The organism is Streptomyces sp. NPDC046716 (assembly GCF_040645755.1).
In the GTDB taxonomy this organism is placed as follows: domain Bacteria; phylum Actinomycetota; class Actinomycetes; order Streptomycetales; family Streptomycetaceae; genus Streptomyces.
On record NZ_JBEYYU010000060.1, the window covers coordinates 22,053 to 42,182 of the forward strand.

The 20,130-nt window shown below is 72.0% G+C and carries 15 protein-coding genes; 6 read left to right on the forward strand and 9 right to left on the reverse strand.

What is annotated here, in order from left to right:
• Positions 1 to 360: 360 nt before the first annotated feature.
• Positions 361 to 1,635, reverse strand: coding sequence for an MFS transporter (locus ABZ930_RS33130; protein ID WP_361556227.1), 1,275 nt, complete (start codon positions 1,633 to 1,635; stop codon positions 361 to 363).
• Between the two features lie 132 nt (positions 1,636 to 1,767).
• Between ABZ930_RS33130 and ABZ930_RS33135 the strand changes: the two genes are divergently transcribed.
• From ABZ930_RS33135 to ABZ930_RS33145, 3 genes are all read left to right on the forward strand, one after another.
• Complete coding sequence (locus ABZ930_RS33135) at positions 1,768 to 2,646, forward strand: winged helix-turn-helix transcriptional regulator (protein ID WP_361556230.1); 879 nt, start codon at positions 1,768 to 1,770, stop codon at positions 2,644 to 2,646.
• Positions 2,647 to 2,789: 143 nt separating this feature from the next.
• The gene (locus ABZ930_RS33140) at positions 2,790 to 3,740 is read left to right on the forward strand and encodes a bifunctional riboflavin kinase/FAD synthetase (protein WP_361556233.1); all 951 of its coding nucleotides are present in this window, start codon (positions 2,790 to 2,792) and stop codon (positions 3,738 to 3,740) included.
• Positions 3,741 to 3,843: 103 nt separating this feature from the next.
• Complete coding sequence (locus tag ABZ930_RS33145) at positions 3,844 to 4,314, forward strand: carboxymuconolactone decarboxylase family protein (RefSeq protein ID WP_361556236.1); 471 nt, start codon at positions 3,844 to 3,846, stop codon at positions 4,312 to 4,314.
• 46 nt (positions 4,315 to 4,360) lie between these two features.
• Here ABZ930_RS33145 and ABZ930_RS33150 read toward each other — a convergent pair whose 3' ends face one another.
• From ABZ930_RS33150 to ABZ930_RS33175, 6 genes are all read right to left on the reverse strand, one after another.
• The gene (locus ABZ930_RS33150; RefSeq protein WP_361556238.1) at positions 4,361 to 5,347 is read right to left on the reverse strand and encodes an ABC transporter ATP-binding protein; all 987 of its coding nucleotides are present in this window, start codon (positions 5,345 to 5,347) and stop codon (positions 4,361 to 4,363) included.
• Positions 5,344 to 6,339 carry an ABC transporter ATP-binding protein gene (locus ABZ930_RS33155; RefSeq protein WP_361556241.1) on the reverse strand — a complete coding sequence of 332 codons (996 nt, stop codon included), beginning with the start codon at positions 6,337 to 6,339 and terminating at the stop codon, positions 5,344 to 5,346. Before ABZ930_RS33155 ends, ABZ930_RS33150 begins: the two co-directional genes overlap by 4 nt.
• Positions 6,336 to 7,259 carry an ABC transporter permease gene (locus ABZ930_RS33160; RefSeq protein ID WP_361556244.1) on the reverse strand — a complete coding sequence of 308 codons (924 nt, stop codon included), beginning with the start codon at positions 7,257 to 7,259 and terminating at the stop codon, positions 6,336 to 6,338. The genes ABZ930_RS33155 and ABZ930_RS33160 overlap by 4 nt, the downstream gene beginning before the upstream one ends.
• Positions 7,256 to 8,344, reverse strand: coding sequence for an ABC transporter permease (locus tag ABZ930_RS33165; protein ID WP_361556247.1), 1,089 nt, complete (start codon positions 8,342 to 8,344; stop codon positions 7,256 to 7,258). The genes ABZ930_RS33160 and ABZ930_RS33165 overlap by 4 nt, the downstream gene beginning before the upstream one ends.
• 73 nt (positions 8,345 to 8,417) lie before the next feature.
• On the reverse strand, positions 8,418 to 10,244 hold the full coding sequence (locus ABZ930_RS33170; protein WP_361556250.1) for an ABC transporter substrate-binding protein: 1,827 nt from the start codon (positions 10,242 to 10,244) through the stop codon (positions 8,418 to 8,420).
• A 325-nt stretch (positions 10,245 to 10,569) separates the two neighbouring features.
• Complete coding sequence (locus ABZ930_RS33175) at positions 10,570 to 13,071, reverse strand: SCO5717 family growth-regulating ATPase (RefSeq protein WP_361556253.1); 2,502 nt, start codon at positions 13,069 to 13,071, stop codon at positions 10,570 to 10,572.
• A 371-nt stretch (positions 13,072 to 13,442) separates the two neighbouring features.
• On the opposite strand from ABZ930_RS33175, the gene ABZ930_RS33180 reads away from it, so the two are divergent.
• The 3 genes from ABZ930_RS33180 to ABZ930_RS33190 all read left to right on the forward strand — a co-directional run bounded on the left by ABZ930_RS33180 (position 13,443) and on the right by ABZ930_RS33190 (position 18,907).
• Entirely contained in the window at positions 13,443 to 14,435 is a 993-nt protein-coding gene (locus ABZ930_RS33180; protein WP_361556256.1) for a serine/threonine protein kinase, read from the forward strand.
• A gap of 73 nt (positions 14,436 to 14,508) precedes the next feature.
• Positions 14,509 to 16,695, forward strand: a complete 2,187-nt coding sequence (locus tag ABZ930_RS33185) for a serine/threonine-protein kinase (RefSeq protein ID WP_361556259.1) — start codon at positions 14,509 to 14,511, stop codon at positions 16,693 to 16,695.
• A gap of 61 nt (positions 16,696 to 16,756) precedes the next feature.
• Positions 16,757 to 18,907, forward strand: coding sequence for a serine/threonine-protein kinase (locus ABZ930_RS33190; RefSeq protein ID WP_361556262.1), 2,151 nt, complete (start codon positions 16,757 to 16,759; stop codon positions 18,905 to 18,907).
• Between the two features lie 81 nt (positions 18,908 to 18,988).
• On the opposite strand, the gene ABZ930_RS33195 is transcribed toward ABZ930_RS33190, so the two are convergent.
• Both ABZ930_RS33195 and ABZ930_RS33200 read right to left on the reverse strand, forming a co-directional pair.
• Positions 18,989 to 19,300: a DUF397 domain-containing protein gene (locus tag ABZ930_RS33195; RefSeq protein ID WP_361556265.1), complete on the reverse strand. Its 312-nt coding sequence runs from the start codon at positions 19,298 to 19,300 to the stop codon at positions 18,989 to 18,991.
• An 80-nt stretch (positions 19,301 to 19,380) separates the two neighbouring features.
• Positions 19,381 to 20,124, reverse strand: coding sequence for a hypothetical protein (locus tag ABZ930_RS33200; RefSeq protein WP_361556268.1), 744 nt, complete (start codon positions 20,122 to 20,124; stop codon positions 19,381 to 19,383).
• Between the last annotated feature and the right edge of the window lie 6 nt (positions 20,125 to 20,130).

Genomic DNA, 20,130 nt, shown 5'->3' on the forward strand with positions numbered 1-20,130 from the left:
GAGAGAGGCACGGCGAAGCCGCACCCTCCAAGGAAAGGCGCACGAAGCGCGGCCTTCAAGGGGAGGCTGCGCGTCAGCGCATGCCTCAGGGGCGCGGGGAACTGCGCGAGAAGCGGCCGCCGGCCGCGGCCATAGGACGGCCTGTCAGGGGCGCGGGGAACTGCGCGGGAAGTGGCCGCCGGGCCGTGGTCGTTCGACGGCCTGTCAGGGGCGCGGGGAACTGCGCGGGAAGTGGCCGCCGGGCCGCGGTTGTTCGAAGGCCTGTCAGGGGCGTGGGAAGCGGCCGTCGGGCCGTAGTTGATCTACGGCCCGGCAGGGGCGTGGGAAGTGGCCGTCGGGCCGGGGGCGATCGGCGACCCATTACGGGCGTGGGGAACTGTGCGGCAGGTTGGGGTGGCGGCCCAGCGGGGATGCGTACAAGTACAGCGCGGGCAAGATCGACGCCGCGCAGACCGTCCACAGCGCGGCATGCGTCCCGGCGTACGTGGCGAGCAGACCGGCGGCCAGAGCGCCGAGCGGCAACGCTCCCCAGGAGACGAAGCGGACCGTCGCCATCACCCGGGACAGCAGCTCGGGCGGCGACTGGGTCTGGCGGTAGGTGCGGGTGGTGATCGAGCCGACGACGGTGCCGAAGGCGAACCCGGCGTTGCCCAGGGCGAACCAGTACGCATCCCCCGCGGACGTGGTCAGCGGCGCCAGGAGCAGCAGCGCGCCGCCGACCAGATCGGCCGCGATGATCCCGCGCGCGGTGCCCAGGCGCCGGGTGATCCGGACCGCGACGGTGGCCCCGGCGAGCGCGCCGACCCCGTCCATGGCGAGGACGAATCCCAGCTGTACGGAGTTCAGCCCGGCCTCGCGGACCAGGTAGAGCGGGGTGAGGACGACCAGCGCCGCGTTCAGGAAGTTGGCGGCGGTCGCCCAGACCGTGCAGGGCAGCATGACCGGGTGCCGGGTCACGTACCGCCAGCCCTCGCGCATCAGCCGCAGCGCGCTCTGCCCGTCGTGGGGAGCGGGCCGGCGTTCGGGCAGGGTGCGCAGCAGCACGGCCGAGGCCAGATAGCTGACCGCGTCCACGACCAGCGCGCCGACCGGACCCGTCGCGCTCACCAGCACCCCGCCGAGCGAGGGCCCGCCGGTCTCGGTGACGGCGTGCGTGCCGGACACCACGCTGTTGCGGGCGGCGAGCTGCCGGGCCGGTACGACGGCCGGCAGGAACGTCGAGTTGCCGATGTCGAACAGCACCGTCGCCGCGCCTGTGACCAGCGCCGCGACCAGCAGATGCGGATAGGTCAGCGCGCCGAGCCACCACGCGAGCGGCAGTGAGCCGAGCGCGGCGAACCGGACGAGGTCGAGCCCGACCTGGAGCCGGCGCAGCGGCACCCGCTGGGCGACGACCCCGGCGGGCAGGCTGAGCAGCAGCCAGGAGATCTGTCCCGCGGCGGCGAGCAGCGCGGACTCGAAGGCCGTGGCGTCCAGCACGGTCAGGGCGATCAGCGGCAGGGCCAGCGCGGTGACGGCGGTGCCCGCGTCGCTGATCGTGGCCGCCGTCCAGTACCGCCAGAAGACGCCCGGCGGTGCGTCGGCGCCCTCGGCCCGGCTTCGTTCGACGTCCGGGACTGTCTGCGTCTCGGTCATGGTGTGGGTACGCCCTCCCCAGTGGGTCTCTTTTGGGAACTCACTCGATCCCGGTAAGTTCCTATCGGGAACTGACCTGATGGCGCAAGATGGTGGCGACAACGGAAATGTCACGGGAAGGGGCGGGAAGCCATGGTCAGGACGGTGCCCGAGCGGGATGCCGCCTGCGCGATCGCGCAGGCCGCGTCGGTGGTCGGCGACTGGTGGAGCCTGCTCCTGATCCGTGAGGCGGCACGCGGCCACCACCGCTTCGACGCGCTCCAGGAAGAGCTGGGCATCTCCCGCAAGGTGCTCACCGAGCGCCTCGCGCAACTGGTGGACGCCGAGATCCTGGAGAAGGTGCCCTACCAGAGCGGCCCCGTGCGCCACGAGTACCGGCTCACCCCGAGCGGCCGGGGGCTGCTGCCCGTCCTGCTGTCCATGCAGGACTGGGCGGACCGCTGGGTCTTCGGCGACGGCTCGCTCAGCGGCACCGCCGACGAGGAGAGCGAGCAGGCGCGGCGCATGGCGGCCCTCGCCGGGGAGCGGCTGCCGCACCTCGAACTGCCGGGCCACCGGGACGGCGCGCCCCTCGACCCCGTCGCCGACGCCCCCGCCACCGTCCTGTTCTGCTATCCGGCGACCGGCCGCCCGAGCCCGCTGCCGGAGGGCTGGGGCGACATCCCCGGCACCGTCGGCTGCACCCTGGAGAACCGGCTGTTCCGGGACGCGTACGACGACTTCCGCGCGGCGGGCGCCGAGGTGCGCGGCGTGAGCACCCAGCGCGCGGACGAACAGCGCGTGTTCGCCGTCGAGGAGGGCATCCCCTTCGACCTGCTCTCGGACGTCGACCTGCGCCTCGCCGCCGCCCTCCGGCTGCCCGTGTTCCGGGCCGGTCAGGCGCTGCGCCTGAAGCGCGCCGTCCTCGTCGTGGACCGGGACCGTACGGTGCGGCACGTGCGCTTCCCGGTGACCGACATCCCCGACGCCGTGCGCGAGGCGCTGGCCGTGGTGCGCGCCTTGGCCGCGTGACCTGCACCGGGTGGGCCGGGGAGAGGCACGGACCCTCGGCATGGCACTCTTAGACCTGCGTGTTCGGCAATGGGCCATGGGTTACGCCGACACGCGGACACAGAGATCAACCGTCGTACACAGGTTTGCGAGGAGCAATCACCGTGCAGCGCTGGCGTGGCTTGGAGGACATCCCCCAGGACTGGGGGCGCAGCGTCGTCACCATCGGCTCCTACGACGGCGTGCACCGCGGACACCAGCTGATCGTCGGCCGCGCCGTGGAGCGCGCCCGTGAGCTGGGCGTCCCCGCGGTCGTCGTCACCTTCGACCCGCACCCCAGTGAGGTCGTGCGGCCCGGCTCGCACCCCCCGCTGCTCGCTCCGCACCACCGGCGCGCCGAGCTGATGGCCGACCTCGGCGTCGACGCGGTGCTGATCCTGCCGTTCACCACCGAGTTCTCGAAGCTGTCGCCGGCCGACTTCGTGGCGAAGGTGCTTGTCGACAAGCTGCACGCGCGCCTGGTCGTGGAGGGCCCCAACTTCCGGTTCGGGCACAAGGCCGCGGGCAATGTGGAGTTCCTCGCCGAGCAGGGCGCCACGTACGACTTCGAGGTCGAGGTCATCGACCTGAAGGTGAGCGGGAAGGCGGGCGGCGGCGCTCCCTTCTCCTCGACCCTGACCCGCTCCCTCGTCGCCGAGGGCGACGTGGAGGGCGCCGCCGAGATCCTCGGGCGGCCGCACCGCGTCGAGGGCGTCGTTGTGCGCGGCGCGCAGCGCGGCCGCGAGCTGGGCTTCCCCACGGCCAATGTGGAGACGCTCCCGCACACCGCGATCCCCGCCGACGGGGTCTACGCCGGCTGGCTGCACGTCAACGGCGAGGCGATGCCCGCCGCGATCTCCGTCGGCACGAACCCCCAGTTCGACGGGACCGAGCGGACCGTCGAGGCCTACGCCATCGACCGGGTCGGGCTCGACCTGTACGGGCTGCACGTCGCCGTGGACTTCCTCGCCTTCGTGCGCGGCATGTCGAAGTTCGACTCGCTGGAGCAGCTGGTCGAGGCCATTGCGAACGATGTGAAGCGGGCCAGGGAGCTCATCGAGGCGTCCGAGGCGTGATCCGCCGCCGGGAGTGACGCGGGTCACTTCCGGCCGTGTCACATCTCCGTGGGCCGCTCCGTCATAGGTGTGTCAGCACGTACGGCACACGAAGGAGCCCACCATGGAACCCCGCCTCAACCTCTTCGCCAACCCGGCCCTCGGCAAGGCCCTCAAGCACATCGTCGCGGCCACCAAGGCCGTCGAGAGCGCCGGGGTCCCGGCCGCCACGCACCAGCTCATGCTCATCCGCGCCAGCCAGATCAACGGCTGCGCCGGCTGCCTCGACATGCACACCAAGGACGCCGCCGCGGCCGGTGAGACCTCGGTCCGGATCAACCTCGTCGCCGGCTGGCGCGAGGCCAAGGTCTTCACCGAGGCCGAGAAGGCCGCCCTCGCCCTGACCGAGGCCGGCACCCGGATCGCCGACGGCGCCGGAGTCTCGGACGAGGTGTGGGCCGCCGCGGCCAAGCACTACGACGAGGACCAGCTCGGCGCGCTCGTCGCGACGATCGCCCTCATCAACACCTTCAACAGGATCAACGTGATGACCCAGCAGCCCGCCGGCGACTACGAGCCCGGCATGTACAGCTGAGACATCCGCCGACGGGCCCGGCCATCCGAGCCGGGCCCGACCGCGGCTACTCCGCCGCCACCCTGGCCGCCGCCCAATGGCACGCCACCTGCGACGCGCCGCCGCCGGACAGCACCGGCAGATCCTCGGTGCGGCACCTGTCCGCGACCCCGGCACGCTCCGCCTCGCCGCCCGCCAGGACCTGGCAGCGCGCGTGGAAGCGGCAGCCGCCCGGAATCCGCGACGGGTCCGGTGCCTCACCCGTCAGCACCACCGGCTCGCCCGGCGCCTCCGGCAGCACCGACAACAGAGCCTGTGTGTACGGGTGCTGAGGTGACGTCAGGACATCCTCGACCTTGCCCGTCTCCACGATCCGGCCGAGATACATCACCGCGACCCGGTCCGCGATGTTCCAGGCCAGACCCAGGTCGTGCGTGACGACGAGCGCCGAAAGGCCCAGCTCCTCACGGAGCTTGAGGATCAGCGCGAGGATCTCGCCGCGCACCGACGCGTCCAGGGACGCCACCGGCTCGTCCGCGACGATGAGTTCGGGCTCCAGGACGAGCGCGCCCGCGATCACGACGCGCTGGCGCTGACCGCCCGACAGCTCGTGCGGATAGCGCAGGAAGAACCGCTCCGGCGGACGCAGACCCGCCCGGGACAGGGCGTCGGCCACCGCCGCGCGCTCGTCGCCCGGGTGCCCGTGGATGCGCAGCCCCTCCGCCACCGCCTCGTACACCGTGTGCCGCGGGTTGAGCGAACCGCTCGGGTCCTGGAGGACCAGCTGGACCCGCTTGCGGTACGCCTTCAGCGCGCGCGAGGAGTAGTCCAGCGGGCCGCCCGCGAACGTGACGCGGCCCGAGGTCGGCTTCTCCAGGCCGAGGAGGGTGCGCGCCAGGCTCGTCTTGCCGCAGCCCGACTCGCCGACGAGGGCGACGATCTCGCCCGGCGCGATGTCCAGGTCGACGCCGTCCACGGCCCGCGCCGCGGGGGCGCCGCGCCGGCCGGGGAACGTCACCTGGAGCCGTTCGGCACTCAACAGCGCATCGGTCATGCCGTCTTGCTCCCTGCTTCGACGCCCTGTGCGGGCGAGCCGTCCGATTCCACGTGGACGCACGCCGCGCGCCGTCCGGGACCCGCGTCCCGCAGCACCTGGTCCTCGCTCGCGCACACGTCGAGCGCGACCGGGCAGCGCGGGTGGAACGTGCAGCCGGACGGCAGCGCCGCCGGGTCCGGCGGGTCGCCGGGCAGCCCGCGCGGCGCGAACCGCGACGCCGGGTCGCCGATCGTCGGGAACGCCGCCGACAGTGCCCTGCCGTAGGGGTGCACCGCGGATCCGTAGACCTCGGCGGCCGGGCCCTCCTCGACGACCCGGCCCGCGTACATCACGGCGAGCCGGTCGCAGGTGTCGGAGAGCACCGCCAGGTCGTGGCTGATCATGATGAGGCCGAGGTCCTGCTCCGCCACCAACTGCTCGATCAGGCGCAGGATCTGGGCCTGGATCATCACGTCGAGCGCGGTCGTCGGCTCGTCGGCGATGATCAGTTCCGGATCGCAGGCGAGCGCCATCGCGATCATCACGCGCTGGCGCTGACCGCCGGACAGCTCGTGCGGATACGCAGCCGCGCGCGCCGCGGGCAGCCCCACGTGCTCCAGGAGCTCGGCGACCTTCTTCTTCGCCTCGTCCTGCGTCGTCTTCCGGTGCAGCAGGATCGGCTCGGCGATCTGGTCGCCGATGCGGTGCACGGCGTTCAGCGAGTGCATCGCGCCCTGGAAGACGATCGACGCCCCCGCCCAGCGGACCGCCCGCAGCCGGCCCCACTTCATGGCGAGGACGTCCTCGCCGTTCAGCAGGATCTCGCCGGTGACCTTCGCGCTCGCGGGCAGCAGCCGCAGCAGCGCCAGGGCAAGCGTCGACTTGCCGCAGCCGGACTCGCCCGCGATGCCGAGCTTCTGACCGGCCTCCAGGGAGAGGTCCACCCCACGGACTGCCTGGCCCCCGCCCGCGTACGTCACGTGGAGGTCGCGTACTTCGAGAAGCGTCATGAGCGCACCCCCAGCTTCGGGTTGAGGACGGATTCGACCGCGCGGCCGCACAGGGTGAAGGAGAGCGCCACGACGGCGATGGCGATGCCGGGCGGGGCCAGGTACCACCAGTCGCCCGCGCTGACCGCGCCCGCCTCGCGGGCGTCCTGGAGCATGCCGCCCCAGGAGGTGATCGTCGGGTCGGACAGGCCGAGGAAGGCGAGCGTCGCCTCGGTCAGGATCGCCGAGGAGATGATCATCGTGGTCTGGGCGAGGACCAGCGGCATCACGTTCGGCAGCACGTGCCGCAGCATGATGTGGCCGTGACCGCCGCCCAGCGCGCGGGCCCGCTCGATGTACGGCCGCGACTCGACCGCGAGGGTCTGGGCGCGCACCAGGCGGGCCGTGGTCGGCCAGGTCGTCACGCCGATCGCGATGATGACGGTCCACATGGAGCGGTCCATCACCGTCGCCAGCGCGATCGCGAGGACCAGCGTCGGCATCACCAGGAACCAGTCGGTGACCCGCATCAGGACCGTCGAGTACCAGCCGTGGAAGTGCCCGGCGACGATCCCGACGACCGTGCCGATCGCCACGCACAGGAACGCGGCGAGCAGCCCCACGGTGAGCGACACACGCGCCCCGTACACGAGCAGCGCGAGCACGCTGCGGCCGAACTGGTCGGTGCCCAGCGGGAATTCGCCGCTCGGCCCGGCCAGCGGGGCGCCGTCCGCGTCGGTCACGGACTGCGAGTCCGCGCCGACCAGGACCGGTGCGAAGATCGCGATGAGCGCGATCAGGATCAGCAGGCCCAGGCCCCACAGTCCGCTCCGGTGGGAGCGGTACGCGGTCCAGAAGCGGGCCAGCGACTGGCGCTTGCGGGCGCGGGCGAGCGCGCGCGGGTTGGCGGTTCCGCCGGAGGAGGCGGTCTGCGTGGTCATCGGCCCACCCTCGGGTCGAGCAGCGGATAGAGGATGTCGGCGAGGGTGTTCGCCAGGATCACGGCGGTCGCGAAGACGAAGAACAGGCCCTGGACCAGCGGGAGATCGGGCACGGACAGGGCCGAGTAGAAGAGCCCGCCGAGGCCCGGCCAGGAGAACACCGTCTCGACCAGGATCTGTCCGGCGACCACGTGCCCGAGGTTCACGAACATCAGGGTGAACGTGGGCAGCATGGCGTTCGGCACCGCGTGCTTGCGGCGCACCACGTCGTCCCGGAGTCCCTTGGCGCGCGCGGTCGTCAGATAGTCGCTGCCCATCTCGTCGAGCAGCGAGGAGCGCATGACGAGCAGCGTCTGCGCGTAGCCGACCGCGACCAGGGTGATCACCGGCAGGACCAGGTGGTGGGCGACGTCGACGATGTACGCGAAGCCGGTCTCGCCGCCCGATTCGAGGCCGCCGGTCGGGAACATGCCGGGGATCGGGCCGATACCGACGGCGAAGACGATGATGAGGAGCAGGCCCAGCCAGAAGGCCGGGACGGAGTACAGGGTCAGCGCGAACGCGGTGTTGAAGCGGTCGCTGCGCGATCCGTTGCGCCACGCCGTGCGCGTGCCCAGCCAGATGCCGAGCGCCGAGTACAGCACGTACGCCGTGCCGGTCAGCAGCAGCGTCGCGGGCAGCGCGTCCATGATCTTGTCGATGACGGGCGTGTGGTACTGGAACGAGATGCCGAAGTCGCCGGTCAGCGCGTCCCCGACATAGCTCGTGAACTGCTTCCACATCGGCTGGTCGAGGCCGTACTGGTGGCGCAGGTTGGCGAGTTGCTCGGTGGAGACCTTGCGGCCGCCGGTCATCTGCTTGACCGGGTCGGACGGGATGAGGCGGAAGAGGAAGAAGCTGGTGACGAGGACGGCGAAGAGGGAGACCACGGCCCCCGCGATCTTCGCCGCCGCGTACTTCAGGTATTCCGTGGTGGTGCGGGCCCGGGGGCCGCGGGCGGCCGACAGCGGCCCGGCCGGGGAGGCCGGGTCGCCGTCGGGACCGTCCGCGGGCTGCACGAGCGCCGGAGTGCTGTCAGCTGTCATGGTTCACGTGTTCTCTGCTGTTCATGCGAACTCTCGTTGCTCGTGCGGGTGTTGAGGGTCCGGCGAGTGCGGGTTACTCGCGCTCGTCGGCCGTCGAACGACGGCGCCTCGTGAAGAGGATGCCGCCACCGATGACCACCAGTGCGGCGACCACGATGCCGATCACCACTCCGGTCGAGCTGGACGAGTCCGAACTCCCGCTGTCGGACGACGACACCGGCTCGGCCGACCACCAGCTCCAGTAACCGTCCTGGCCGTAGATGTTGCCCGCGGCGGTCGGCATGGTCTCGATGGACTTGATCTGGTCGGTGCGGTAGGCCTCGACGGCGTTCGGATACGCCATGACGTTCATGTACCCCGAGTCGTACAGCCACGACTCCATCTGCTTGACGTACTCCGCGCGCTTGGCCGGGTCGTACTCGGCGAGCTGCTTGCCGTACAGGTCGTCGAACTTCTTGTCGCAGATGAAGTTGTCGGTCGCCGCGCTCTCCTTCGCCTTCGCCGGCAGGGCCGCGCAGGTGTGGATGCCGAGCACGAAGTCCGGGTCGGGGTTGACCGACCAGCCGTCGAAGGCGAGGTCGTACTCACCGGCGTACCAGGGGACCGAGACGTCGTCGAGGCAGTCGACCTTCAGGCCGACGCCGATCTTGCCCCACCACTCCTTGAGGTACTTGCCGACCGCCTTGTCGTTCGGGTCGGTGGCGTGGCACAGGATGCGCAGGTTGAGCGGCTTGCCGTCCTTGCCGACGCGCTGGTCGCCCTTGAGCTTGTAGCCCGCCTCGTCGAGCAGCTTGCCCGCCGCGTCGGGGTCGTAGGCCAGCTTCTGGCTGTCCTCGGGCGTCCAGAAGTAGTCCTTGAAGCGCGGCGGGATGTACCCCTCGCCCTGCACGGCGTGGCCCTGGAAGACCTTGTCGACGATGGTCTTGGTGTCGACCGCGCGGAACAGGGCCTGGCGGACCTTCTGGTCGAGCAGCGCCTTGTTGCCGTCGCCGAACTTCTTGCCGTCCTTGGTGCGGGCGCCGGGGTTGGTGGCGATCGCGTAGAAGCGGCGGCCGGGACCCTCGTTGACCTTGATGTTCTTCTCGCCCTTGAGTGACGCCGCCTGGGCGGGCGTCAGGGCGGGGGAACCGGCGACGAAGGAGACCTCGCCCTTGCGCAGGGCGGCGACCGCGGCGTCCTGGTCCTTGTACGTCTTGAAGACGATCTCGTCGAACTGGGTCTTCTTCGACTTGCGCCAGAAGTCGGGGTTGCGCTTCAGCTTCACGTACTGGTCGGTCTTGTAGTCCGTGAGGACGAACGGCCCGTTGCCCACGATCGGGAACTTGTCGTCGTTGTTGTACTTCGCGTAGTCCTTGACGTCCTTCCACTCGTGCTCGGGCACGATCGGGACGTCGAGCGCGGTCATCGTCGCCTGCGGCTTCTTCAGCTTGATGACGAGCTGGGTGTCGCTGGGCGCGGTGACCTTCTCGAAGTTGGTGACGAACGAACCATTGGCGGTGGCCGCCGCGTCGTCCGTCATCATCTTGTTGAAGGTGAAGGCCGCGTCGTGCGCGGTGGCCTTCTCGCCGTCCGACCACTTCGAGTCGGAGCGGATGGTGTACGTCCACGTCAGCTTGTCCGCGGAGGGCTTCCACGCGGTGGCGAAGCCCGGGACGACGTGGTTGTCCTTCGGGTCGTAGTTGGTCAGGTACTCGTTCGTCAGACGCAGGATGCTGGTACTGACCAGGCGCGTCGCCAGGAACGGGCTCAGCGAGTCCACGCTCTGCGCGAGCGCGACGGTGAGGACCTTCTTGCCGCCGTCGTCGGCCGCCCTGGCCTCGTGGGGCGCCGGGTCGAGCGGCGTGGCGAGGGCCGCGGTGAGGCTGAAGGCCGCGGCGCCGGCCGCGAGGAGAACCCGCATGTTGCCGCGGTTCGTTCTGTGGTGCTGATCGTGCGTATCTCGCTGAGCTTTCGTGGCCATGGGGCGGACACCTCGCGTCGTGACTCTCACAGCAGGCTGAATGAAGTGAGTGTCTATCAGCGGCTCTTGACGTGCGTCAACGGCAGGTGAACCCCATGTGGCCTGCGGAAATAACGAGTTGACCTGCATTTCACGCACATTGGTGTGGACCTCTGATGCTTTGCAGGCCAGCGCGTGGCGACGTAGCGGACGTATGTGCGTGATGTACGTGAAAGGCCCGCGCCGACTACGGCGCGGGCCTTTCACCGAGTTGGCGAAATCGTTGCTACTGGTGGGGCTGGGGCGGCTGCGGGGGCCACTGGGCGGGGGGTGGTGTGGGGGGCTGGCCTTGCTGGGGCTGGGGCTGAGGTTGTGGCTGGGCGGCCTGGGGCTGGGGCTGGGATGCCCAGGGGTTGGCCTGCTGCTGGCCTCGTGCGAAGCCCTCGGCGACGAGCGCCGAGAGCTCGAAGTACGCCTCCCGCACCTTGGGCCGCATCATGTCGAGGTCGACCTCGGCGCCGGCCGCCAGGTGCTCGTCGAAGGGGATGACGACCACGCCGCGGCAGCGCGTCTCGAAGTGGCTGACGATGTCGTCCACCTTGATCATCTTGCCGGTCTCGCGGACCCCGGAGATGACCGTGAGCGAGCGCGAGACCAGCTCCGAATAGCCGTGCGCCGAGAGCCAGTCGAGGGTGGTGCTGGCGCTGGACGCGCCGTCCACCGACGGCGTCGAGATGATGATCAACTGGTCGGCCAGGTCGAGCACTCCGCGCATCGCGGAGTAGAGCAGTCCGGTGCCGGAGTCGGTCAGGATGATCGGGTACTGCTTGCCCAGGACGTCGATGGCGCGGCGGTAGTCCTCGTCCTGGAACGTCGTGGAGACGGCCGGGTCCACGTCGTTGGCGATGATCTCCAGGCCGGACGGGGCCTGCGAGGTGAACTGCCGGATGTCCATGTACGAGTGGAGATTCGGGATCGCCTGCACCAGGTCGCGGATGGTCGCCCCGGTCTCGCGGCGCACACGGCGGCCGAGCGTGCCGGCGTCCGGGTTGGCGTCGATCGCGAGGATCTTGTCCTGGCGCTCGGCGGCGAGGGTCGAGCCCAGCGCCGTTGTCGTGGTCGTCTTGCCGACGCCGCCCTTGAGGCTGATCACGGCGATCCGGTAGCAGGACATGACCGGCGTGCGGATCAGCTGCAGCTTGCGCTGCCGCTCGGCCTCCTCCTTCTTCGCGCCCAGCTTGAAGCGGCTGCCGGACGTGCTGGGGGCCTTGCTCTTGGCCTTCTGCCGCTTGTTGTTGAGCAGCCGGTCGGCCGACAGCTCGACGGCGGCCGTGTAGCCGAGAGGGGCGCCGCCGACGTTCGTGGGCTGCCGCTGATCGTGCTGCATCGGCTGCGGCCAGGCCGCGCCGGTTCGGGGGTCCACTCCGTAGGGCTGCGGGGGCTGGGCGCCGGGGGCGCCGGGTGCGCTGGGTGCGCCGGGTGCGGGTGGGCCGGGGTTGGGCTGCGGGGGGAAGGGCTGGTTCGGGGCGGGCTGCGGCGGGGGGAAGCCGTAGCCCGGCTGGGGTTGCGGTGGGGCCGGAGACTCGGGCTGACCGGGCTCGGGCTGACCGGGCTGGCCGGGCCGGGGGAAGCCGTAGCCGTCTTGCGGCGCGGGCTGGACCGGGGGCTGTGGCGGGCCGTAACCAGCCTGCGGGGCCGGGGAATTGGGCGCAGGCTGAGGCTGCTCCGGCTGGGGCTGCTCCTGCTGTTGCGGGAAGCCGTAGCCGCCTTGTGGTGCGGGGGTGTTGGGTGCGGGTTCGGAGGGCGGTGTGCCGTAACCGGTCTGCGGGGTTGGGGTGTTGGGTGCGGGTTCGGACGGTGGTGTGCCGTAACCAGCTTGCGGGGCCGGGGGGTTGGCCCCCGTCGGAGGCTGGTCCGGCTGCGGGAAGCCGTACGCGCCCTGCGGTGCCGTGGTGCCGGGCTGAGGCTGTTCCGGCTGGGCCGGAGGCGGCGGTGGGCCGTAGCCGCCCTGCGGGGCGGGGGCGCCGGGCGCAGGCGGGGGCTGCGGCTGGTCCTGCTGTGGCGGGAGGCCGTAACCGTCCTGCGGCTGCGGGGCCGCCGGAGGCTGCGCGGGCCAGGCGGGCGGCTGGCCGGGCGCGGGGTCGGTCCACTGCGGCGCCGGGTTCGGCGCGGCGGGCTGGAACGTGGGCGGCAGCGGCGGAACCGCGCTGTCCGGTGCGGGCGGGGGAGTCCAGCCCGCGGGAGCGCCCGGCGCCGGGGCCGCGTCGGGACCCGGGGCGGGAGCGGCAGCCGTGCCCGCAGCACCGCCGCTCCGGTCGAACTCCACATGCACGCGGTGCGCGTCCACCCAGGAAAGCTCCGGCTGCGCGGCAGGGGCCTCCTCCGCCGCCGGCGCCGCCGGTTCCGCGGGCGCCGGGGTCTCTTCGGGCTCCCGCCGCAACGGCCCGGAGAACCGCATGGTCGCCCCGCTCTCCAGATCCCCGTCCCCCGCATCGGGCTCCGGCGCGGGCGGAGGCGGCGGAGGCGGCGGGGCAACACCGGCCGGAGCAGCCGGAGCGGCCGGAGCAGCCGGAGCGGCCGGAGCAGCCGGAGCGGCCGGAGAAGCCGGAGTGGATGCGGCGGCCGGAGCCTGGGGTGCGGCGGCCTCCGGCGCGTTCTGCGTGTACCAGGGCGGCGGGGCGTAGTCGATGGTGAACTCGCCGGTCCGCTCGACACTGGACTGCGCGTCGGACTGATCGTCGACGGGTGAGTCCGAGCCCCCGTGGAGACCGTCCCGATCGCTGTTCACAATGCCTCCTGGTGTGGTCGAGCACCCGCGTCCCGTGCTGGGCGACCGGTTTGCGTGGTCTGGTCACTTCCGGGGACCGTCCCCCTGGCCCCTGGCGTACGCCTCACCCGCACACGGGTGTACGTGACACGTCCAGACCCAGCCTAATCACGAAAACCAGCAGCACGGCAGGCCCGTCCGCCCCTCGCCGCTGTCCGCTGCGTCACGTGGCCCCGCAACCCCCCGACCCGGCGCGGCCCTTGGTGGACCGGGCCGTGGGACCGGTGCTGCGCGAGGACGCCCCTGTGGCCCCTGAGGTGCCGTCGACTAAAATCGCCGGACCGTGCCACAGGCGGGGGGCATCGGCAGGCCGACGGGGGGAGGGCATGCGCATGCATGCGCCAGGACACGCACCGCGGACCGGCCCGGGCTCCGGCCCGGCCCAGGGCGCGTACGGCGGCGCACCGACCGGCGGGCCGGCGCGCCCGACGGGACCGTTCGTCGTCGTGACCCGCCTCGACGGCTCCGGTCCCGGCCACCCCGACGTCCCCGAGCGACGCCACATCGCCCGCACCCCCGAGGGCGACCGCACCGTCCTGCTCAGCACCCCGCACCCGGGGAGCGACCCGCACCGCTTCCTCGCCGAGGCCGACGCCTCCCGCTATCTGCTGGGGCCCGCCGCGCTCCCGGCGACGGAGATGTCGGCGCCCGGCGAGCCCGTCTGGTGCGCCCGCCCGTACGCGCCGGTGCTGCCGCTGCCCACCGCGCTCGCCGTCCACGGCGGCCCGCTCCCGGAACCGACGGTCCGCGCCCTCGGCGCCGCCCTCGCCGAGACCCTGTCCGTCCTGCACGGTCAGGGCCTGGTGCACGCGGGGGTGTCGCCCGCCGCCGTGCTCATCGGCTTCGACGGCCCGCGGCTCGGCTGCTACGGCGCCGTGCGCGCCGCCGGACCCGGCCTCACCGGTGTCGACCGCGGCGCGCTGGCGCCCGAACAGGCCGCCGGCGGAATGCCACGGCCGATGGGCGACGTGTACGGCCTCGGCGTCACCCTCGCCTACGCCACCACCGGCCACGCCGCACCGGAACGCTCGGAGCTGCCCGAGGCGCTGCGCTCCGTCGTGAGCCGGAGCCTGTCGCGGGACCCCGCGCACCGGCCGCAACTCGCCGAGATCCTCGACGTGTTGGTACCGCCCGGCGCCCTCGCCCCGCAGCAGGGATTCGGTTCCCCCGGCCGCTCGGGCGCACTGCTCGGCCCCGGCTGGCTGCCCGGCCGTCTCGTCGCCGCCCTCGCCCATCAGGCCGCGTGCGTGCTGGACGCGGAGGTCGAACCCCCGGCGCCGGCCCCGCGCGTGCCCGAGGGCCACCCCACCCCGTACGTCTCCTGACGCCCCACCCGTCACCACGTCTCCTGACGCCACCCCACCCACCCCCCACCGACAGACGACGAGACCGACGCCCATGCCCACCGCACTGACCCACGACGACCCCGTCCACCTGGGCCCGTACCGTCTCGTCGCCCGGCTCGGCAGCGGCGGCATGGGAACCGTGTACATGGCCCGGTCGGCCGGCGGCCGCACCCTCGCCGTCAAGACGATGCACGCCGCGATCGCCGCGGACCCGGCGGCCCGGACCCGGTTCCGGCTCGAGACCGACGCGGCACGGGTGATCGGCGGCCGGTTCGGGGCGAAGGTCGCGGACGCCGATCCGGCCGCCCCGACCCCCTGGCTCGCCACCGAGTACGTGCTCGGGCCGCCGCTCGACGAAGCGGTCGAGGCCGCCGGACCCCTGCCCGAACAGGCCGTACGCGTCCTGGGCGCGGCCCTGTGCGGCGCGCTGGCCCAGCTGCACCGCAGCGACGTCGTCCACCGCGACCTCAAGCCGTCCAACATCCTGCTCACCGCCTACGGCCCCAAGGTCATCGACTTCGGCATCGCGCGCGCCATCGGCGACATCCACCTCACCCACACCGGATCCGCCGTCGGCACCCCCGCGTTCATGTCGCCGGAACAGGCGACCGGACAGGAGCACACCGCGGCCGGCGACGTGTTCGCCCTCGCCGGCGTCCTCGTGCACGCGGCGCGGGGCAGCGGACCGTTCGGCAACGGACAGCCCGCCGACCTCCTGTACCGGGTGCGCTACGGCGAGCCCGACTTCACCGGAGTGCCCGCCGCCCTGATCCCCGTACTGGCGCAGTGCCTGCACAAGGATCCCGCGCAGCGGCCGTCCACCGGGCAGCTGGCCGCCCGACTCCACGACGGCAGCGGCGAGTTCGCGGAGCAGCTGCCGCCCGCGCTGCTCGCCGAGATCGGGCGGCGGGCCGTCGCGGTGTGGCAGCCCGTGCCACCGCGGGCGGCCCCGCCGCGGGCCCTGATCGACACAACCCCGGTGTCCGCCCCCGCGCACCGGCCTTCGCGGCGCGGCTTCCTGCTGGGCGGCGGCGCCGTGGTGGCGGCCGCGGCGGCGGGCGGCGGTGTGTGGTGGTGGCGGCGTTCGGCCGCGGGCGACGAGGACGGGGCGAAGGGCGCCGACGGCCCGGAGCAGACCCGCAACATCGATCCGCTCTGGACGAACGAGCAGATCAACTTCCGCCTCGACGGCTGGGGCCTGCCCGTGCCCTACGCGTCCGACGGCGTGATCCACCTGCCGTTCATGGCGACGATCATGCGGTTCGACCCGAAGACGGGCGCTCGCACCGAGGACGTCCAGTCGAGCGGTTCACCGTGGGGGGCCCAGGTGCTGGACGGCAAGCTGTACCTCCTCAGCACGCGCTGGAACACCGGGAAGACGTATCCGCCGGCCTGTATCTCCACATGGGGGAAGAAGCAGGGCTGGGTGAAGCCGACGAAGGCGGTCGCCGTCGGCACCAACGCCGCCCTCGACGGCAACCAACTCCTCTGCATCACCGACATGGTGGCCTACGTCGCCGTGGGCACGGGCAAGGCATCGGACAACGGCTTCCTGGCCACCGAGCGCTTCACCCTGCGCGCCCTCGACATCGAGGCGGGCAAGGAGCTGTGGTCGAAGCCGCTGCCGGTCCGCCCCGACAAGAGCCGGCGGCTGCACTTCCTCTCCGCCAAGGTCGTCGGCGACCGGCTGGTGACGCTCCAGGAGACCGAGGCCGGGACCGTGCGCGTCGTCGTGAGGGACATCAAGTCCGGCGACGTCGTCTGGGACGAGCCCTACGGCACCGTCGACGAGACCGAGGTCCTCCAGTGCCCCCTCGCCGTGGGCGACGGACGGGTCTACCTGGGCGGGGACCGCGTGCGCGCCCTGCGGCTCAGCGACGGCAAGCAGGAATGGGCGACCAGGACGGGACACACGTACAGCGGGCCCGTGTTCGCGTCCGGTGTCGTGTACGCGGTAGGCGAGGGCGTCGGCCTCGCCGCCCTCGCCGCCGACAGCGGCGACAAGAAGTGGGCCGAGGAGACCAGCGAGGTGAGCGAGGCGTCGACGGCATGGGCCCCCGTCCTCACGAAGCGGTACGGCTACTACCGCAACGGCAACCTGCTCTGCGCCATCGACCTGAAGACGCACCGGATCGCCCGCACCTACAAGACGGCCGCGAGCCGGTTCTACGTCGACACGCAGGACCGACTCCTGCTCGGAATGGGGGAGAAGACCCTGAACGCCTACCCCCTGAAGTGAGACACCGCACCACCGAGTGCCCGTCCCCGACCAACCCGGCAGCGCGGCAGAAGGATCGACCATGAACCCCCTCGGCACCGGCGACCCCCTCCGCCTGGGCCCCTACCGGCTGTCCGGCGTCCTCGGCGAGGGCGGCATGGGCAAGGTGTACGTCGGCCAGGACGCGTCCGGCACCCTCGCCGCCGTGAAGGTGCTCAAGCCCGAACTCGCGCACGACACGAACCTCGCGCAGCGCTTCGTCCGCGAGGCGCAGGCGGCCCAGGCCGTGCGCAGCCCGGGAGTCGCCGCCGTGCTCGGCGCGTGGACGGAGGGCGGCCGCCCCTGGATCGCCACCGAGTTCCTGGCCGGTCTCACCCTGGACCAGGCCGTCGACGGCTTCGGCCCGCTGCCCGAACCCGCCGTGCGCGCCCTGGCCGCGTCGCTCGCCCGCACCCTCGTCGACATCCACGCGGCGGGCTTCGTGCACCGCGACCTCAAGCCGCCGAACATCGTCCTGACGTCGGACGGCCCGCGCGTCATCGACTTCGGCATCGCCCGGCCCGAGCACGGACTCACCCTCACCACCACCGGCCAGGTCCCGGTCACGCCCGGCTACGGCGCGCCCGAGCAGGTCCTCGGGCAGCGGGTGGCACCGCCCGCCGACGTGTTCTCGCTGGGGGCCGTCCTCGTCTACGCGGCGACCGGACGGCGCGCCTTCGACGGCGGGCACGTCGCCGCCGTGCAGTACGCGGTCGTGCACGACGAGCCCCAACTCACCGGCATCGCTCCGGACTTGGCGGCACTCATCACCCCGTGCCTCGCCAAGGACCCGGCACACCGCCCGACGCCGCCCCAGATCACCCAGGCCATGGCACCGCCCAAGGGCGCCGAACAGGCCTGGCGGCGCGGCGCGTTCGCCGACGCCATCAAGCAGCGCGAGCGTGGTGCGCGCCAGTTGACCACGCAGGTCGCCTCATTGCCGGGATCCCCGGGCGCGGACCCCGGGCCGTCCGTCGGGCGGCGCCGCCTCCTCACGGGGCTCGCCGCGGGCGGCGTGGTCGTGGCGGCGGGCGGCGGCGCGGGCGCCTGGTGGCTCACCGGCCGCCGATCCGGCGGCAGCGAGGCGAAGCCGCCCGCGAAGAACGACCCCTTCGACATCCCGCCCGCCGCGCGCACCCCCGAGGAAGCGCTCGACAAGAACATCGGCGGCAGCTCGGTCACCCTCGGCCAGCCGGGCGTCATCTGGAACCTGGACGACGAGGCCGACATCTACTCGCCGAACCTGCTCCCCATACGTGACGTGCTCGTCGTCGGCACCGCGCGCGGCGGCGTCGGGGCGTACGACGTCCGCACCGGCGAACTGCGCTGGAACGCGCCGAAGGCCCGCCCCAAAGCGAACTATGTCTCCCTGTCGGACCGCCTCGTGGCCACCGCCGACGACAAGGGAACCCTGCGCACGTACGTCGCCTCGACCGGCGTCGCCAAGTGGACCTGCGCGGCCGCCGAGGCGGAGTCGCTGCTCACCGCCGACGACGACGCCGTCTACTGCGTCACCAAAGATCGCAAGATACGCAGCATCGGCCGGGCCGACGCCAAGGTCCGCTGGACCGTCAAGGCACCGGCCGAGTTCCACGACCAGGGCCTGATGCTGACCTCCGTCGCGGCGCGCGGACGGCTCATGCTGGCGACGGCCAACGCGAAGGTCCTTGTCCTCGACACCCGCGACGGCAGCGTCGCCTGGACCCGCACCGTCACCGCGAAGATCGACGTCTCCCCGGCCGTCGACGGCGACACCGTCTACGTCAACGGCCGGACCCTGGAGGCCCGCAGACTCAGCGACGGCAAGGTCCTGTGGAGCACCGACGTCGAGGAACCCGAGTACGAGGGGACGTTGTGGGGCCCGCCCACCGTCCGCGACGGCGCGATCTACGTCTGCGGCGGCGACTTCCCCCGCCGCCTGGACGCGCGCGACGGCAGCGAGAAGTGGAAGAGCTACTGGACCGCGGACCAGAACTGGCCCGTACTGCCCCAGGGCCACGGCGCCTGGTCCCTCGACACCGACACCTCGATCAAGATCAACAAGGAACTGAACCTGCAGACGGTGCGCGCCTCCGACGGCGAACGCACCTGGAGCTACAGGCTGTCCATCGCGGACAACCAGCAGCTCGCCGCGTCCGGCAATCGCGTCTTCGCCATGGTGGACAGCTCGTTGTACGCGTTCACGGTCTTCTGACCTGTGTCAGGAGAGGGCCTGGGCCGTCGCCGCACCGGCGACGGCCCAGGCCCTCTACGTCCTTTGTCCTGCGGACGCTGACTACGCGTCGAGCCCGCCGTTGTGCGGCGCCGGCTCCAGGTCGAACTCGCCGTCGCGCGCGCCGAGCACGAACGCCGTCCACTCCGCCTCGGTGTACCGCAGCACGGTCGCGGGCTCCAGCGACGACCGCATCGCCACCGCGCCGCCCGGCAGGTGGGCGATCTCGACGCGCTCCTCGTCCTGCTCGGTACCGGGCGCGCCCTGCCACTCGACGCCGGAGATGTCGAGCGCGTAGAGCTCGTCCTTCTCGCGCTCCTTGCGGGCCTTGATCTCCTCCGGCGTCTCCTTCGGCGCCTCGCCCTTGGTCCCCACGCCGCATCAGCCCTTTCCGTCGCCTTGCGGTAAACGTTGCCAGCTTAACGGGAGTTGACCACGGGCGACGGCGGTCCGTGTCATCCCTCGAAGGCGAGCTCCCAGCCACTCCCCACGAGAGCCTCCACGGCACGCCGCAGGGCCGGATACTCCGAACCACCGGGACACCAGGGCGTCCAGTACGCCGAGAACATCAGTTCAACTTCTCCGTACTCCTGGGTGATCAAGCACTCCAGGGGGGCCTCCATCATGGACGGCGAACTGGGTCCGGCGGCCCACCTCGCCCCCTCGCGCATCTCGACGGGGGTGCGGACGATTCCTCGCCCCAGCTGAACCGGCAGCATCCCGTCGGAGAGTCGAACACCGGCGGGCAGCCGAACGGCGCACGCGTGAACCTCCATGCTCCTCCAGCCCACGAAGGGCCGGCCGGTCACGTCGCGATCGTTCGTGCGCAGGGCATCGACCACGAAGCCACGACAACTGCTCGGATCGAGAACAGGGACGCGGGACACTCGCTGATCCTTCGCCCGGGGTCGCACACGAAGTCCGGGCGGAAACCTCTCGGTGTGCAGCGCCCAGGCGCCGTCGGGCCTGACCGGATGATCCAAGGGGAAGCCGAAATCCGCATCCCAATAGGCCGTAGCCAGCTCCAGAGTCAGCGGAACCCCACCGGCAGTGGCATAGAGGCCGAGGAGCGCTGTCAGTGCGATGTCCGCCGTGACGGGTTGGGAGGCGTTCTCGGCGGCGGCGTACGTGAGGGAGAGGGAGTGGCCCGGGAAGTCCCGCATGCGGAGAGGGGTGGGGATGGCGTCCGTGATCATCACGTCCAG